A 16,550-nucleotide genomic window follows, 5' to 3' on the forward strand; every position below is an offset into this window, starting at 1 on the left:
TCCTTAGCTCAGCTGGATAGAGTACCTGGCTACGAACCAGGCGGTCGGAGGTTCGAATCCTCCAGGACGCGCCATTTATGCGCTCATAGCTCAGCTGGATAGAGTACCTGGCTACGAACCAGGCGGTCGGAGGTTCGAATCCTCCTGAGCGCGCCATATATCTTACCATGCCTTGCAACATCCTGTTGCACAGGGGAGCTCTTTCTTCCGGGCTCCCTTCGCCGTTCCCTAATAAATGAAAGCTCGCTAAAATCGCTTAAAAAAAGGGATCGGATACCCATGACAAAAAATCAATCAGTGACCCCATCTGCGGATGAGTGGTCTGTGCCCAGGCAGGCGCTTATGGGCGGACAGATGCTGTTCGTTGCCTTTGGTGCACTTGTTCTTGTTCCTCTTCTTACCGGCCTTGATGCTAACGTTGCCTTTTTTACTGCCGGCGCTGGTACTCTGATTTTTCAACTGGTGACTCGCCGTCAGGTACCTATCTTCCTTGCTTCTTCCTTTGCTTTTATTGCCCCCATTAGTTTCGGTGTTGCGGAATGGGGGCTTCCTGCAACCATGGGTGGTCTTGCAGCGGCTGGCTTACTTTATGTCGCGTTGAGTGTTGTAGTTCGTCTGCGAGGCAGCGGTATTCTCTATCGCTTGTTTCCACCAGTTGTTGTTGGTCCGGTGATAATGGTGATTGGTCTGGGGTTGGCTCCAGTGGCTGTAAATATGGCCAATGGTTCTGCCAACCCTTCCATTGACCCGCAGGCTTCTATGATTCTGGCGGGCGTTTCCCTTCTGGCCACGCTGATAGCGGCGGTTGTCGCAAAAGGGTTGATCAAGCTGATTCCGATTCTGTGCGGCATTATTGCCGGATACGTTACGGCTCTGGTAATGGGTGTTGTGAACTTTGAGCCAGTGACTCAGGCAGCATGGTTTGCGATTCCTTCATTCACTACGCCAGAATTTAATATCAACGCAATCCTGTTTATGCTCCCTGTCGCTATTGCTCCAGCTATAGAACATATTGGCGATATGCTGGCAATCAGCTCTGTTACTGGTAAGGATTATATTAAGAAGCCTGGTTTGCAGAACACTCTTATGGGAGATGGTCTGGCAACGTCGTTTGCTTCTGTGCTGGGTGGCCCACCAAACACAACTTATTCTGAGGTGACTGGCGCAGTTATGCTGACCAAGGCATACAACCCAGCCATTATGACCTGGGCCGCCTGTATTGCCATTGTTGTAGCGTTCATCGGTAAGGTGGGTGGATTGCTGGCAACTATTCCAACGCCGGTTATGGGTGGGATTATGGTTCTGCTGTTTGGTTCTATTGCCGTTGTTGGCTTAAGTACTTTAATCAAGGCGCGGGTAGATTTGAGTCTTCCACGTAACCTGGTGATTGTGGCACTGGTTCTGGTGTTCGGGTTGGGTAATCTGTCTGTGGAAATCTTTGGACTGACTCTGAAAGGTGTCAGTCTTTGCGCGGTAACAGCTGTTCTTCTTAACCTGTTTCTGCCTCACGTGGATGGTGAGGATCAATACCAGTCACGGGAAGTTTGATTTTATTCTCCTGCTCCGGTCCCACCCAACCGGGGCAGGTGATTATTTGAACTGACTGAAATAAGAGGCCAAGGTTTCAATCTCTGGATCGGTGAGTGAATAAGTCATCATCGCCATTGTCGGGTTTTTCTTTTCTCCGCTTCTGTACGCTTTAATCTTTCCTATTAATTGTTCTTGTGTTTGCCCTGCTAACTTGGGGCCCTTCATTGTTGGATTTCCCTGACCCTTGGTACCGTGACAGCTGGCACAGCCTTTCATTTGTATTAACTGCAACTGTTGTTCGCGATCGGCTTCGGCTAAAGCTGTGGTTGATGTTAAGAGTGTTATTGTGGCTAATATCGTTAGTTTTTTTATCACTCGGTTTATCCATTTTTCAGAGCTTTAAAGGCTTCAAGGGTAGCCGTTCTTGCCTGTTTGTGATCGACAAGTGGTTTGGGGTAAACGCTTTCATCATAAAACAATGAGCCACTGGCTGCTGGATCGTGAATGGTTTTGTCATCCAGTGATGCGAGCTCTGGTAACCACTGTCGCAGGAATGTTCCTTTGGGGTCAAATTTCTGGGACTGGCTGACCGGGTTAAATATGCGGAAATAAGGCGCGGCGTCTGTACCCGTGCTGGAAGCCCATTGCCAGCCTCCGTTGTTAGATGCCAGATCACCATCGATCAGGTGTTCCATAAAAAACTTTTCGCCAAGTCGCCAGTCAAGCATCAGGTCTTTACTGAGATACATGGCAACAACCATTCTCAGGCGATTATGCATCCAGCCAGTTTCCACAAGTTGTTTCATGGCAGCGTCAACTATGGGAACGCCAGTTTTGCCTGCTTTCCACTTTTCCAAATGATCGGAATTATTGTTCCAGGCAAGTGATTCGGTTTCTGTCTGGAAAGCCCTGTTTTTGCAGACTCTAGGAAATTGAACGAGTATGTGCCGATAAAACTCCCGCCATATTAGTTCGCTGATCCAGCAGCAGAGCCCTTCATTACCGGTATCCAGTTCGCCATTGTTTTCGGCTACTGCAGAAGAAAAGCATTGTCGTATGGATAAAGCTCCGGCAGTGAGCCAAGGGGATATTGAACTGGTTCCATCAAGAGCGGGGTAGTCGCGATCTTTTTTGTATTCAGCCGACTTTTCCAGAATAAAGTTTTTCAAGGCTTTGTGCGCGGCTTTTTCTCCGGCTGGCCAGCGCTTTTCAATTTGTTTTGCCGTCGGCTGGTATTGAGGAACTGGATCGGACTCAGGAATAGTTGTTACAGGTGTTTGTTTGGCTGGAGGTGGCAATGGTTGCCACTGTTCTGGAGCGATTTGGTTGTACAGTGCTTTCCGGAACGGAGTGAATACTTTATAGGGTAACCCTTGTTTATTAAGGAGAGAGCCGGGAGGGGCTAGGGTGTCGTCATAAAACTGGTGGCAGGCTATTCCAGACTCGTTGCAGGCTTCAACAACGTCCGTGTCTCTTTGCTGTTCATTAACTTCATGCTCGTTGTTAAACCAGACCGCTTCACAATTTAAATCTTTAGCCAGCTTTGTAATGAGTTTTGACGCTTGATCAAAGCTCTGAAGGTTTCTGGTGATAAGGGGAATATTAAAGACCTCAAGATTTTTCTTCAGTGCTTCCAGGTTTTTATGCCAGAACCAGATTTTGTTCGGGCTGTCGTTATGTTCTTGCCACTGTTTTTCAAATGATAACCACAGGCAAATTACTGGCCCTTTCTGACAGGCGTAATAGAGGGCTTTATTGTCCCTGCTGCGCAAATCTCTGCGTAACCAGACCAGTTGTAATTGCTTGGATGATGCCATTATTGAAACCTGTAGCTTTTGTTACCAGATATGTTGTCAGAGTTGTAATCTGTACAGGGTCTGCTTACGTAAACTATAGCTTTGTGGTTCAAGTGCAAGAGGCAATGTATGGCTGATAGAGAGAAAGGAAAAACTCTGTTGTTAACCGGAGGGACGGGTTTTATTGGTCGGTTTCTGGTGCCAGCGCTGATTGCTGAGAGGTGGAATGTTGTGGTGCTTAGCCGGCAGCCTCCTGAGGCTGTGGCCGACCTTCTTGGATCGTCAGTAAAATGTATCAGTCATCTGGAGCAGTGGGATGGTGACAAGGGGCCAGATGCCTGCATTAATCTGGCGGGAGAGGGGATACTTGATCGTCGCTGGAGTCCGCAACGCAAACAGGTGCTAAGGCAAAGTCGCATTGATCTCACTCGTGACCTGGTAAGCTGGCTCAATCGTTTTTCATCTCCTGTCAAAGTATTTCTCAGTGGTTCCGCTGTTGGTTATTACGGTGTAGAGAGAGGGGCTGAACCTCTTGCTGAGAGTGAGCCTGCCGGTAATGATTTTGCTGCGCAGCTCTGCAAGGATTGGGAGCAAGAGGCGTTAAAGATTGCTGGTGAAACCCGGTTGTGTCTTCTTCGAACTGGTGTTGTGCTTCATAGTGAGAATGGAGCTTTAGCTCGCATGTTGCCCCCTTTCCGCATGGGGCTTGGTGGGCCAGTAGGTTCAGGGCAACAGGTGATGCCCTGGATACATATCGAAGATATGGTGCGTGGGATTATTCATTTGTTGAATACTGGCGCCCGCGGCCCTTTTAATTTTGTCGCTCCCCAATCATTGCCTAACCGTGAGTTCGCACGAACCTTGGGCAGTACTCTAAATCGACCGACTGTTTTTCCTATGCCTGCTCCTGTGCTCCGTTTTTTACTGGGGGAAGGTGCGGTTCTATTGCTGGAAGGGCAAAATCCGTTACCTGCCGGTTTGGAAAACGCAGGCTTTTGCTTTAACTATCCGGAGCTTGAACCTGCCCTTGTCAGTCTATTGGGTTGATTCGTAAAGGCGGTTAAACAGACGATTCTGATTGCCTTCTTTTAAATGGTACAGGCTGGCTGGCCTGTTGCTGCCATAACGTTTTTTGCCGGTGTCTTCCACAATGTCATCGTTGCCAAAACGATTGCGTATAGATCGCATTGGAGGGGCTTTGCCCAACACACCCTGAAAAACATCACGAATGTCTGCCAGTGTGAAAGCTTCAGGCAAAAGATACAGGGGGAGTGTTGTGTATTGGATTTTATTACACAGTCTTTCAATGGCGGATTTCAGCAGTTTCTGGTGATCGTATGCCAAATCGGGCAGCTGAGGATTGCAGCAGGTTCCAACATTAAGCCACTGGGCGTCAGGTGTATCTAGCTCAGGTTCGTTTCTCAGTAGAGCGAAATAGACAACAGTTAACGACCACCCGCGACTGTCCCGCAGACTGTTGCCGATAGTCTCAACTTGCTCCAGCCACGAAGGTTCAGCTTGGGTCAGTATTTTGAGCTGGCGACGGGCTGTCTGTTCCAGTTTTTCATCCTGCGTTGGATCTATTCGGCCTGCCGGTAAGGCTCGGTCATGTTTGGCTCGTGGGTGCCGGGCAGGGGAGGTTAAAACCTGCAGCCGACCGTTGTTGAGGCGCAGTGCGACAATGTCCACGGAAATAAGGGCCATTGACAATGGCGATGGGGTTTCAAACAGGTTTTCACTCATAACAGAATCGAGCAAATCTCCGGGTCATTGTGATGCAGTCTTATAAAAACACATGTTCTGACATCTTGACAGCTTTTGGAATCAGTTTCACTATGTTAGTGAATGTAGTTCACTTTGTAGAGTTCAGAATGTTGAGCCTGGGATCAAAAAGAAAAATCGCGGCATTTGATGTGGATGCCCAGAACTGTTTTACCGAATTGTGCCCGGCTGAATTGCCTGTGGCTGGCGGGCTGGGAATTGTCGGAGAGTTGAATGCCCAGGCTGAACTGGCATCTGTAAGAGTTGGTTCAAAAGATTCTCATCCACCAGAAGCTGTTTGGGAGGCCACACCGGACGCTCCCATGCTGACTCCGGTTGAAGGTGACAATGTTGATGTGCGCTGGCCGCGTCATGGTGTGCCCGGAACATTAGGCTTTGAGCTTCTTGATGGCTTGCCTGCTGTTAAAGATTACGATTATTTCGTTTGGAAGGGTGTTGAGCCTGATATGCATCCCTACGGCGCCTGTTTCCATGATCTGGCAGATCAGCGCAGCACCGGTGTGATTGAATTTCTGCGGGACAGGGGCGTTGAAACTGTCATAGTCGGTGGCCTGGCTCTGGACTACTGCGTGAAAATTACCGTGCTGCAACTGATAAAGGGCGGGTTCGAGGTTGTGCTGAACCTTGCCGCAACCCGAGGGCTGGCACCGGACTCGTCAAAGACAGCTCTTGTGGAGCTTGAACGCGCCGGTGTGAAGGTTGTAGAAAATGCTGACAGCTTGTCAGTGAATTGATTTTATGTGCACCTGATTTATTTGGGTGTGATTATTAAAAACGAGTGGTTCTTCCGCTCCTGGCTGTTGTTGTATGTCATCTGATCCCATTATTACCTCGCTGCTTGATACTGATTATTACAAGCTGACTATGCAGCAGGGTATTTTTCATCATTACCCGACAGCTGTTGTGGATGCACGCTTCCATTGTCGTACGCCTGTGGACTTGACGCCTCTGAGTGATGAAGTGCGTGAGCAGATAAAATATCTTGCTGATTTGCGCTTAGGCAGTGATGAGCGCAAGTGGCTGGAAGAAAGTGGTATTTTTCAGGCGGATTATCTGGACTGGCTTGCCGAGCAGAAGCTTGACCCTGAGAAGGTTGATGTTCAGATCTCCCCAGAAGGCTTGCAGATTAACGTCCGTGGCCCATGGCTGGAAGTGACACTCTTTGAAATTTATATCCTTGCCATCGTTAGTGAACTTTATGGCCGCCACTTGCAAGCAGGTGCCTGCTTGGCTTTGGCTCGTGAAAACCTTGATGCCAAGCTGAACTGGCTTGATGCTCACCTGGATGCGGATGAGCAGTTCCACTTTGTCGATTTTGGCACCCGACGTCGCTTCAGTTCTGAGTGGCACCAGGAGTTGTTGGAGACTCTTGTTAAGAGAGAGTCCACTCGTCTGACGGGAACCAGCAATATTATGTTGGCGCAAAGACTTGGTTTGCAGCCGGTTGGCACAATGGGGCATGAATGGTTGCAGGCCCATCAGGCGCTGGTGGATGATCTTTCGTTGAGTCAGCGCAAGGCGCTGGAAGTCTGGTATCAGGAATACCAGGGCAAGCTTGGAATCGCTCTGACGGATACTATCAGCATGTCTGCGTTCCTCAGGGATTTTGATCGGGAGCTGGCGCTTTGTTACTCCGGCTTGCGTCATGACTCCGGTGACCCTGTTGAATGGGGTGAGCGAGCGCTTAAACATTTTGAACAGCTGGATATTGATCCTGCTAAGCAGGTGTTGGTGTTCAGTGACGGACTCAACTTTACCAAAGCGCTGGATATCCACCGCCACTTTCGGGGGCGTATTGCCACCAGTTTTGGTATTGGCACTTGGCTGACAAATGATGTAGGCGGCCGCCCTCTGAATATTGTGTTGAAGTTGGTTTCTTGTAATGGCCAGCCGGTGGCCAAGATTTCTGATGCCCCAGGTAAGACGATGTGTCTCGACAAAGGTTATGTTGAGAACCTGAAACGCGTTTACTCGTTGGCTTCTTAATGAGCAGAAGCTAAGAAATAATCGTTTCCCTCTTGCAAAAGCGGTCGGGTTTATGGAGAATGCGACCGCGTTCGGGACAGGTTTTCTCCGTTTCGAATCTCGCGATGGCGGACCTTGTCGGTCCCCCCGCAATGAGCAGCTGTGAACTCCGCCAGGCCCGGAAGGGAGCAACGGTAGCAGTGCGCGCATGTGCCGGGGTGTTGGCTGGCAGGGGACGCCTCCATTTCTTCCTGCTTTGAATTCTTCTTTTCCCGAATTGTTTCCTTTGTGTTTGATCGTATCGTGCATCCTCGCACCAACTCGGTTAGCATATAATCCTGTATTTTCTTCTTCGAGCAGCTAACTGAATGGTGGCAAATAACCCATGAGTTATCAGGTGCTTGCGCGCAAATGGCGGTCCCGTACCTTCAAGGAACTGGTGGGTCAGGTTCACGTTCTGCAGGCGCTGGTGAACGCCCTCGACAATGACCGGCTACACCATGCCTACCTGTTTACCGGTACCCGGGGTGTTGGTAAGACCAGTATTGCCCGTATCCTGGCGAAATGTCTGAACTGTGAGACCGGGGTCACCTCTGAACCCTGTGGCGAATGCTCTGCCTGCCGGGAAATTGATGAAGGCCGTTTTGTTGATCTGATTGAAGTCGATGCAGCCAGCCGTACCCGTCTGGAAGATACCAAAGAGCTGCTTGATAACGTTCAGTACGCGCCGACTCGTGGCCGTTTCAAGGTGTACCTGATTGACGAGGTGCACATGCTCAGTACCCACAGTTTCAACGCCCTGTTGAAAACCCTGGAAGAGCCGCCTCCCCATATCAAGTTTCTGCTGGCGACGACTGATCCCCATAAGTTGCCGATTACCATTCTTTCTCGCTGCCTGCAGTTCAGTCTGAAAAATATGCAGCCCGAGAAGGTTGTAGAGCACCTGCAGCATGTTCTGGATTGCGAAAAGGTAGGTTATGAGTTGCCTGCCCTCTGGCAACTTGGCCGCGCAGCTGATGGCAGTATGCGGGATGCCTTGAGTCTTACGGATCAGGCGATTGCTTATTGTGGCGACAAGCTCACCAGTCAGGCTGTCACAGCTATGCTGGGAACCATCGATCAGGATCAGGTTTACCGGGTTCTTGATGCTTTGGTTGCCGGGCAGGCAGGCGCTGTTCTTGATGCCGTGAGTGAGCTGGCAGAACACAGCCCGGATTATATTGCCGTATTGGGAGACATGCTCTCCGCTCTCCATAGAATTGCACTGGCACAAGCTGTTCCCGATGTTGTGGATAACAGTCAGGGTGATCGTGAACGTATTCTTGAACTGGCTGGAAAGGTGACAGCTGAAGATATTCAGCTGTATTACCAGACCGGCATGATTGGCCGCCGGGATTTACCTTTGGCTCCTGACCCAAGAGCCGGATTTGAAATGGTTCTTCTGCGGATGCTGGCTTTCCGTCCGGATGGTGTTCCTACCGCGCCACAGCAGGCTTTGCCAGGTGGTGGCTCTAATGATGTTTCTCAGCGAGAGCCACGTAAAGCTCCGGAGTCATCAGCACCAACCTCTTCTGAATCAAGAGAAGAGCCGGAGGAGCCGGAGCCTGCGGCACAAGTGCAAACAGCTGAGCCTGCTCCGCTGCCGGAACCTGTCCAGCCAAAAACTCCTGTAGAGCCAGCTATCGTGCAGGAACCTGCTCCTGCGCCAGCATCTGACTTGCAGCCTCCTCCCTGGGATGAGCCGCCAGCTCACGTTGTAGCAGAGCCGGTAGTTGCTGATGCACCCCCTCTGGATATTTATGACTCGAAGCCTGTTGCTGAGCCCGTTCTAGAAAACATACCGGAGCTGGTTCCAGAGCCTGTTGCGCCTGTTATGCAGCAGGCACCTGAGATTGTTCCAGAACCAGTTAAAGAGCCAGCGCCAGCAATGCAGGAGAATGTTCCTGCTGTTCAGACTCTTTCTGATGAAGAGCGAATTCCTCTCGCTAGCTTGCAGGTTAACGACTGGATTCCTTTGAGCCAAACGCTGGGTATGGGCGGTGTAACCGGTGCCATAGTTTCCCATTGTGAGCTGGCGAACTGTGGCGGGGGCAAGTTGTTGCTTCGCCTCGATAAAGAACATGACACGCTTTATAACGATAATCATCGCCAGCGTATTCAGGCAGCGCTGAGCCAGTACTTTGGGGAAGAGATCTCCCTTGAAGTGGAAACCGGGGATATTGCGACAGAAACCCCGGCAGCCTGGCGTGAGCGCCGCAGACTGGAACGTCTGGCAGCTGCGCGACAGAGTTTTCTTACTGACGATCGGGTACAGGCTATTGTTCAGGCTTTCTCCGGTCGCATACTTGAACAAACAATTGAGCCGGTTGGTTCATAACTATTTGAAATTTAGCAAGACGAGGTTGTTATGCTGAAAGGTGGTATGGGTGGCCTGATGAAGCAGGCCCAGCAGATGCAAGAGCAGATGCAAAAAATGCAGGAAGAGCTGGCTAACGCAGAAGTAACTGGCGAAGCTGGTGCCGGTCTGGTGAAGGTGACCATGACTGGTCGTCACGATGTTCGTCGCATTGAGATCGATCCTTCCCTGATGGAAGATGAGAAAGAAATCCTGGAAGACCTAATTGCCGCTGCGGTAAATGACGCAGTTCGTAAGGTTGAAAAGAACCAGCAGGATCGCATGTCCGAAATGACTGGCGGCATGGGCCTGCCTGCCGGCTTCAAAATGCCGTTCTAAGAATAAGAAGTAAGATTAATCAGGGAAGTGGTTCGATAGCATGTCATTCAGCCCGTTGATTGTTCAACTGATGGAATCTTTGCAATGCCTGCCGGGTGTTGGTCCTAAATCAGCCCAGAGAATGGTGCTGCATTTGCTGGAGCGGGATCGGGAAGGTGCATCAAAGCTGTCTTCCGCTTTGAAAGAAGCTGTGGATGGCGTTGGTCACTGTCAGCGCTGCCGTACCTTAACGGAAAAGGATATCTGTGATATCTGTACCCGGCCTGAGCGTGGAACCGGGCAGCTGTGTGTGGTGGAAACGCCCGCTGATGTTCTGGCTATTGAACAGGCTGGTGGCTTTCAGGGGCGGTACTTTGTTCTTATGGGACATTTGTCGCCCATTGATGGTATTGGCCCTGATGATATCGGTATCGATCAGCTTCTTGCGCAGGTTGAAGATGACGGTATCAAAGAAGTTATTCTTGCTACCAACCCAACGGTAGAAGGTGAAGCTACTGCGCACTACATTGCTTCCGGTTTACGGGAGAAGGGCGTGAAAGTTTCCCGTATTGCCCATGGTGTTCCTCTGGGCGGCGAGCTGGAATATATCGATGGTGGCACACTGATGCATGCGTTTGCCGGGCGTCGTGAACTGGTTGATTAACTTCCTTCTTTCCTGAATGGAAAAAGCCCGAAGTTTTATAACTTCGGGCTTTTTTGTTTGTGTCGATGCTGTAGGTTTATTGCCACTCTTTCAGCAGGCGCGCTGCCTTGGCAATATCCAGACTTTCTTCAGCATGAACCGGAGTCATGGCTACTGCTTCTTTCAGGTAAGCAATGGCTTCATCTTTTTTGTCGTCACCATAAACTCGAACCAGAGCAATTGCATATTCCAGACGAGTCACAGGAAGAGCTGGTTTTACCGCAAGGGCAACACCAAAGTACTTCTCCATATCGTCAGTGGTAGCGCCATAGGTCATACGTGCCAGGAACTTGCTGCCGGACTTTTCAACAATACCTGCGTGCAGACCGCCCAGAGAGGCATAGCCATACATGTGCTCAGGATACAGTGATACCAGATTTTCCAGGTCGCGCTTCATAGGTTTGGTGTAACCAGTTGCCAGCGCTTTGGTCATGGAAAGATCTTCAGAGATTCGGGCTTTGGCGTAAGCGCTGCCAAACAGGATAAAGGGATAATCAGGAACATAGCTTTCCATGCGCTTTGTGGTGTCGATGACTTCACGAAGCATGTCATGCTTTTCGTCCTGACTGTTGGCGAGATGCTGAGCATAGATGGATTGGGCATACAGGCCGGGGATATAACCCATTGGGCCAAGCTGCATTCCCAGCTCACGGGCTTCCTGGAATCGGCCTTCAAAAAGGTAGCGCCAGGTTTGCTGAATCAGCTCAGAGTAGAATTGGTAATCCTGTTCTCTAAGCTGCTCAGGGATTTCATAATCAATGCCCATGTTGGCAGCGTTGGCTCTCAATTCCTTGACTGAGAGTGCCATTGCTTCAGGAAACTTCTCTCCCATAGACTTGATGTAAGCCACATCGGGGAAAGGCTCTTTGGTGCCACGAGTGAGGAGAGGCCAGCTCTCTTTCAGCTTGTCGCCGCTGTAATCAAACGCTGTCAGTTCAGCGGGATAGCTGTTCCAGTCTTTTGCCTGATTGGCCTGAATGAGTGTTGAGAAGGCCAGCAGGCAGCTGGCCATCAGTACAAAAAATCTTTGCTTTAGCATGGAAGGGTCCTGCGCACTGTTATTGTTAGTTGTTATTTAGCACTCGCCGGAAATCCTACCACGGGGTTTTGTTGCGCAATTGACCGATTTGACAGACAGACAGCTACTCCAGAGTAATATGGCTGGTATTTGGTGGCGGTGGGGGAGGCGTATCATCCTGATCAAACAGATAGCCTTTTTGCTCTTTTAGCGAGAACTGGCTGGTGTCTGGCATTGGTGGAACAGGAATCTCTTCATGGGGATTAACATCTGATCCCACAGGAGCCACGGAAAAGCTTCCTTCTTCTACTGGAGCAGCTTTTGGCGGTTCAACAGGTTTAGGGGTTTCAGGTTGAGCTGTTTGAGGTTTAGGGGCCGCAGGTTTGGCTGCTGCGGGAGAAGCAGGTTGTGGAGCAGGCTTTTGCTTCATGGCGCGCATGGAACAAATAAGCCCGGCAGATTTCAGTTTGGTGAGATAAGTTTCTGCCGTAGCTTTCTCAAGGTTGTTCTTGAGGACTACTGGGGAACCGGAGAATAATTTTTCTAATTGCGCTGGCCCTGCATGGAAAAGCTTTGCAGCATTGGCGCGAACTTTTTCCAGCGGCGCGCCGGGAGTGGTTTCCCCGGAAAAAACCAATTCATATTTTTCTGACATGGGCTTATCTGCCGATTATTTTTTTATTCTTTTAACACAGATCCGGGTTTTGGATAAGTCTTGGCGCGGTTTTATGCCGAGTGAACCCTGAAATATAGCCTGATCTACTTAACTTCTGGTGGTGTTAACTGGACGCTCCGAAGTGCTGCTGGCGTGTTGAAAAGCTTACTTTTTCCAAGCTGCTTATTAACCAGATCGGTCAGTTTTTTCAACGAGACCCAGTTTACCTCGTTGCCACCTTCTGCGGCGGCTTTGGAGGTATTCAGCTCTGACTCAAGTTTCTGTAATGGTTTACTGGCTAAAAAATCCTTGGTTGATTTGAGGGTTTTCTTCTTGGCAGAAACGCCTTCTGATTGTACCTGCAGGAGTTGTATCTGAGATTTGAGAGTTGCAACTTGACTATCAAGAACCTGCAGGGTTTGGCTTGCGTCTAACGCTTGCTCCTTAACTGCTTGAGAAGACTGGAGGCTTGTAATATCAGTACGGGCTGCCGCGAGTTTTTTAATAGCTTTGTCTATGGTTGGCTGGTGCTGCTCTGGTCGCTCGAGAAGTTTAGCGCCTTCGCTATCAAGTGTGGCTGGAGAGAGAAAAAGAACTTCATTTTTTGATGCTTCCACCTGCTTTCTTACACCATCAAGCGCCTGAAGAGCTTTCTGTGCCAGTGCTTTATCTTTTTTATTGGCTTTGGTGTTTTTGGCAACTTTTATAAACTTTTCAAGTTCCGTTGTTTTCGCCTTAATGTCGTCCAGTTGTGCCTGCAGTTTGTCGGCAACATCCTTCATTGGGTTTTTAGACGGATCGAATGGTTTATCTGAAAGCGTCTCAGCTTCCCTGTAAGCCGGTGCGGGTTTGCCCTCTGTGCCTGGAATCGGGGAAAGGCTTGGCTTTACAGTTGTTTGTTCCATTGATGGCGTACTGATAGCGCTGCTATCTACACCTCTCTGAGCTGCAAGAGCACTAAAACGTCTGGGTTTCGCTTGGGGTTTGCTCTCTTCAACTTCTTCTTGAATCTCATCGTCTTCATCATCCTCAATATCAGATACATCATCTTCGGTCTTAAAAATATGAGGAAGCTGACGTGATATGGCTTTCATGGCTTTATCAATCCCCCCCTGAAGGACAGCGGGTTGATCGAGTAGCTGCATCTCATGATCTTTTATAGTCGCCGGCGATAATCCATCCAAGGTATCTAAGAATTGTTCAGCACGTTGTTGTAATACCTCTAGCTGTGGAATTGTCTTTTCAGCGATGCTGCGAGTTTGTGGATTTCTGGATTTAGCCAGGATATCTCGCATGGTTGCAATGTTGTCCTTAATAGCCTGAAGCTGGCCATCAAGATCTCCACGAATAGGTGCTAACGGATGACTATCACGGGTATAGGGTATTTCTGATAGTTTTTCTGCTTGTATAAACCCGGTAGGGAGTGACTCGCTGCGTTTTAGTCTTGGTGCTGATTCACTTTTGGTTAAATCGGGGGTGGATTGGCTTCTGGAAAACCTTGCTTTGATATTTTTTAAAGCTGATGCTCCACGGTCTCTCAGGGATTTACTTCTGGGGCGAAATGACGGCTCTTCTTTTTCCAGATCTTTTTTAGCCTGATCAAGTGATGAGTCACCGGTACTTTCTGATTTCTCAGAAGGCGGAGTGGGCATCATGTTTTTAACAAGTTCTTCTTTAATTTTGCTGAAGTTGCTAGCAGCATTGCCGGATGTCTTGTTTTCCTGAATTTCTTCGCGCAGTTTTTGACTTTCTGTTTTTACGCTTGGCTGGTGTTTTGTGTCGCCTTCTATTTGTCTTCTGAGTGTGTCCAAATTGGCATAAAGCTCTTCCCCGCTTTGAGTGGGAGCCCTAGGTTTTGTGGCTGGCTGTTCCTTTGTTTCGGATGTTTTAGGTTCAAACTGTTGGGTTTTTTGCTGGACGCTGGGAAGTACGCCGTGTTTTGTGGCAGCAGCCCGGGCCAATACTTTTAAAGATTTGGGTGGGACAGGAGGGCGCTCTCTACTGATTTTGGCATTATCCTGTGGTTCGGTGGTTTTAACGCCGTTCTTGCCTTCTTGGGCTCTGGCGCTGTCATCGGACGCTGGATCCACCGGAGTGAGAGTGGATGGGGTTGAGGGCCTTCCTATGCTTCCTGAATCCATGACAACGTCCTTTCTGTCTGAATTTAATAACTGTATTCCTGTAACAATTAAGTCTAACAAACAGGCTTTTTATTAAAGGATGGTCTTTTCATTAGTTTGTAATAGTTCGCCGCTAGCTTATTTCCTCAGGAAATTTGGGAGGAGTGACTATGTCGGTATTGCGCTGGTTTTTAGTGTTGATGCTGCTGAGTGGATTGGCCAGAGGCGAAGATTTGGCGCGCCCTCTATTCAGCAAACCAGAGGGTGTTCTGTTTACCATGCAGGGCTCTAACACCATCGGTGCCAAGCTGGGACCAGAGCTGGTGGCAAGCTGGTTGGAGGATCGAGGATTTAAGGATATAAATATTCTCAATACCTCGGTGGTTAACGAGCAGAATATCCTGGCAACCCATATTGCTACAGGGCAGCAGATTGCTGTGGAGGTGAAAGCTCACGGTTCTTCCAGTGGTTTTAAGGCGATGATGGCCGGGCAGGCTGATATTGCAGCAGCATCCCGCAGAATTAAAAAGAAAGAACGGCTGAAGATGATTGAGTTTGGAGACCTCCAATCTTCATCTTCTGAGTATGTTGTGGGAATCGATGGAATTGCCGTTGTTGTTCATCCCAGCAATCCATTAAGCCAGCTGAGCACAACGGATGTTGCCCGAATCTTCTCTGGGGAAATCAATAACTGGAGTCAGGTTGGCGGGCCTGATAAAGCGATTACTGTATATGCTCGAGATAATCAGTCTGGAACCTGGGATACCTTCCGTAAGCTTGTTTTGGGAAAAACCTACAAGCTCACCGCGGCGGCTGAACGATTCGAATCCAATACCACGTTATCAGGTCGGGTTGCGGATGACTCTGCCGCTATTGGCTTTGTTAGTTTAAATACCATTGGCCGTGCAAAAGCCCTGGCAATTGCTGCTGGGGAGACTCGAGCCCTTAACCCTGAACGTTTAACCGTTGCCACAGAGGATTATGCCTTGGCTCGGCGTTTATACCTTTATCTGCCCGGTATCGAGCCTAATGCCTACGCCCGTGATTTTATGTCTTGGGTGATTGGTGTGCAGGGGCAGGAGATTGTGGATCGTGTGGGTTATATCTCCCAGAACATAAAGCCTCTGCTGGCAGATATTTCTACAACTCCAAATTCCTATAAAGAGCTGGTGCAGGATAGTCAGCGGTTGTCTGTGAATTTCCGGTTTCATGATGGCAAGGCCCGTCTTGATAATAAGGCGCGGCAGGATGTGAAGCGCATTGCTGAGTTTATGGAGAGCAATCCAGGCAATCTTCTGCTGGTGGGTTTTGCAGAAGGCAATGGCAGTTCTTACTCTCAATTGCTCTCAAAACTACGGGCAAAAGTTGTGCGCAGGGCTTTGATTCGGGCAGGTGTCTCCCGACGACATCTGGATTTACATGGCTATGGCAAGTATCTCCATCTGTCCGATGGCACTGATCAGTCTGCGAAGGTGAAGAATCGGCGTGTTGAGGTGTGGTTTGAAGCAAGCCCTCAACAGCTGAGTCAGGCTAGGAAGAGAGAGAATCTGGCAGAAAGGGAAGCTTGAACAGTTTGGTATGAAAAATAGCCTGCCGGCTGGCAGGCTATCTTGTTAGAACCTAACCATCTGCGCGCATCAGAAGATACAGTTCAATCATGACTTCTGGCAGTTGTGCTGCCATATCTTCCAGTAATTCACCGTTGTTTGAGATCTCTTTGAAGTCCGGTTCATCGGCAAACAGGCCAGACAGAGCCGCAACAGGCAGCAAAAGTTCAGCAACCGCCTGCTCATTATCTCCCAGCCAGGCATCTTCCTGTTCAATATGAGCTTCCAGGAAACCGGCACACCAGTCGGCCAGTTCAGATTCCAGCAACTCTTCATCTTCTTCAACGGCAACCGGAATAGCGAACTCTGCACTGTCATCATTAAGCTGGTTATCAATGAAAGAAAGAATGTCGCTGATACCACGGGTCAGTTCTTCTTTACTGAGGCCGGTGGCTTCAGGGTTGGGGAACATAACCTCACAAATCTGCTCCGGAGAATCGGGAGCCGGACTGATCACCTGAGCGGTCAGGTAACCATGACCCATAATTGCATCAAGGCTTTCTTCGTCGGTATCCGCCATTTTGTCGAGAGCCTGAAAAAGTTGGCCGTCGAGAAGCAGTTCTGAGTCTGTCATAAAGTAATCCCTTGAGCGGGGGTGATAAAAGATGCAAACAGTCTGACGTGTGTTGAGGCAATTTGGAAGCTCAGACGTGTATACTGC

General features: G+C 49.4%; 15 protein-coding genes, 1 tRNA gene and 1 other RNA gene. 10 read left to right on the forward strand and 7 right to left on the reverse strand.

The window, feature by feature from the left end; all coding sequences use genetic code 11:
• Positions 1–79 precede the first annotated feature (79 nt).
• A tRNA-Arg gene (locus ACY2RR_RS24065) sits at positions 80–156 on the forward strand.
• Positions 157–279: 123 nt separating this feature from the next.
• Complete coding sequence (locus ACY2RR_RS24070; RefSeq protein WP_490110748.1) at positions 280–1,548, forward strand: uracil-xanthine permease family protein; 1,269 nt, start codon at positions 280–282, stop codon at positions 1,546–1,548.
• A 42-nt stretch (positions 1,549–1,590) separates the two neighbouring features.
• Here the strand turns inward: ACY2RR_RS24070 and ACY2RR_RS24075 are convergent, their stop codons facing one another.
• Both ACY2RR_RS24075 and phrB read right to left on the reverse strand, forming a co-directional pair.
• Entirely contained in the window at positions 1,591–1,905 is a 315-nt protein-coding gene (locus ACY2RR_RS24075; RefSeq protein ID WP_490110749.1) for a c-type cytochrome, read from the reverse strand.
• 5 nt (positions 1,906–1,910) lie between these two features.
• Complete coding sequence (phrB, locus tag ACY2RR_RS24080; RefSeq protein WP_490110750.1) at positions 1,911–3,347, reverse strand: deoxyribodipyrimidine photo-lyase; 1,437 nt, start codon at positions 3,345–3,347, stop codon at positions 1,911–1,913.
• 108 nt (positions 3,348–3,455) lie between these two features.
• Between phrB and ACY2RR_RS24085 the strand changes: the two genes are divergently transcribed.
• The gene (locus tag ACY2RR_RS24085) at positions 3,456–4,373 is read left to right on the forward strand and encodes a TIGR01777 family oxidoreductase (RefSeq protein WP_490110751.1); all 918 of its coding nucleotides are present in this window, start codon (positions 3,456–3,458) and stop codon (positions 4,371–4,373) included.
• Here ACY2RR_RS24085 and ACY2RR_RS24090 read toward each other — a convergent pair.
• Positions 4,362–5,069: an NUDIX hydrolase gene (locus ACY2RR_RS24090; RefSeq protein ID WP_490110752.1), complete on the reverse strand. Its 708-nt coding sequence runs from the start codon at positions 5,067–5,069 to the stop codon at positions 4,362–4,364. The genes ACY2RR_RS24085 and ACY2RR_RS24090 overlap by 12 nt on opposite strands.
• 128 nt (positions 5,070–5,197) lie before the next feature.
• On the opposite strand from ACY2RR_RS24090, the gene ACY2RR_RS24095 reads away from it, so the two are divergent.
• The 6 genes from ACY2RR_RS24095 (at position 5,198) to recR (ending at position 10,450) form a co-directional block, all read left to right on the forward strand.
• Positions 5,198–5,842 carry an isochorismatase family protein gene (locus ACY2RR_RS24095; RefSeq protein WP_490110753.1) on the forward strand — a complete coding sequence of 215 codons (645 nt, stop codon included), beginning with the start codon at positions 5,198–5,200 and terminating at the stop codon, positions 5,840–5,842.
• A gap of 73 nt (positions 5,843–5,915) precedes the next feature.
• Positions 5,916–7,094, forward strand: coding sequence for a nicotinate phosphoribosyltransferase (gene pncB / locus ACY2RR_RS24100; protein WP_490110754.1), 1,179 nt, complete (start codon positions 5,916–5,918; stop codon positions 7,092–7,094).
• A gap of 115 nt (positions 7,095–7,209) precedes the next feature.
• An RNA gene (ffs, locus tag ACY2RR_RS24105) (signal recognition particle sRNA small type) lies at positions 7,210–7,307 on the forward strand.
• 151 nt (positions 7,308–7,458) lie between these two features.
• A complete protein-coding gene (gene dnaX / locus ACY2RR_RS24110) occupies positions 7,459–9,450 on the forward strand; it encodes a DNA polymerase III subunit gamma/tau (protein ID WP_490110755.1) in 1,992 nt (663 codons plus the stop codon).
• 30 nt (positions 9,451–9,480) lie between these two features.
• On the forward strand, positions 9,481–9,807 hold the full coding sequence (locus tag ACY2RR_RS24115) for a YbaB/EbfC family nucleoid-associated protein (RefSeq protein WP_490110756.1): 327 nt from the start codon (positions 9,481–9,483) through the stop codon (positions 9,805–9,807).
• A 40-nt stretch (positions 9,808–9,847) separates the two neighbouring features.
• Positions 9,848–10,450 (forward strand): recombination mediator RecR, encoded by a 603-nt coding sequence (gene recR / locus ACY2RR_RS24120; RefSeq protein WP_490110757.1) that lies wholly within the window; start codon positions 9,848–9,850, stop codon positions 10,448–10,450.
• A gap of 76 nt (positions 10,451–10,526) precedes the next feature.
• Here recR and ACY2RR_RS24125 read toward each other — a convergent pair whose 3' ends face one another.
• From ACY2RR_RS24125 to ACY2RR_RS24135, 3 genes are all read right to left on the reverse strand, one after another.
• A complete protein-coding gene (locus tag ACY2RR_RS24125) occupies positions 10,527–11,528 on the reverse strand; it encodes a tetratricopeptide repeat protein (protein ID WP_490110758.1) in 1,002 nt (333 codons plus the stop codon).
• Positions 11,529–11,631: 103 nt separating this feature from the next.
• Positions 11,632–12,162, reverse strand: a complete 531-nt coding sequence (locus ACY2RR_RS24130; protein ID WP_490110759.1) for a hypothetical protein — start codon at positions 12,160–12,162, stop codon at positions 11,632–11,634.
• Positions 12,163–12,266: 104 nt separating this feature from the next.
• Complete coding sequence (locus ACY2RR_RS24135; RefSeq protein ID WP_490110760.1) at positions 12,267–14,303, reverse strand: hypothetical protein; 2,037 nt, start codon at positions 14,301–14,303, stop codon at positions 12,267–12,269.
• A gap of 149 nt (positions 14,304–14,452) precedes the next feature.
• Here ACY2RR_RS24135 and ACY2RR_RS24140 point away from each other — a divergent pair, with 149 nt between their 5' ends.
• Positions 14,453–15,850: a substrate-binding domain-containing protein gene (locus tag ACY2RR_RS24140; protein ID WP_490110761.1), complete on the forward strand. Its 1,398-nt coding sequence runs from the start codon at positions 14,453–14,455 to the stop codon at positions 15,848–15,850.
• Between the two features lie 52 nt (positions 15,851–15,902).
• Here the strand turns inward: ACY2RR_RS24140 and ACY2RR_RS24145 are convergent, their stop codons facing one another.
• Entirely contained in the window at positions 15,903–16,463 is a 561-nt protein-coding gene (locus ACY2RR_RS24145) for a UPF0149 family protein (protein ID WP_490110762.1), read from the reverse strand.
• Between the last annotated feature and the right edge of the window lie 87 nt (positions 16,464–16,550).

This window comes from Parendozoicomonas sp. 2304DJ65-17 (assembly GCF_058148445.1).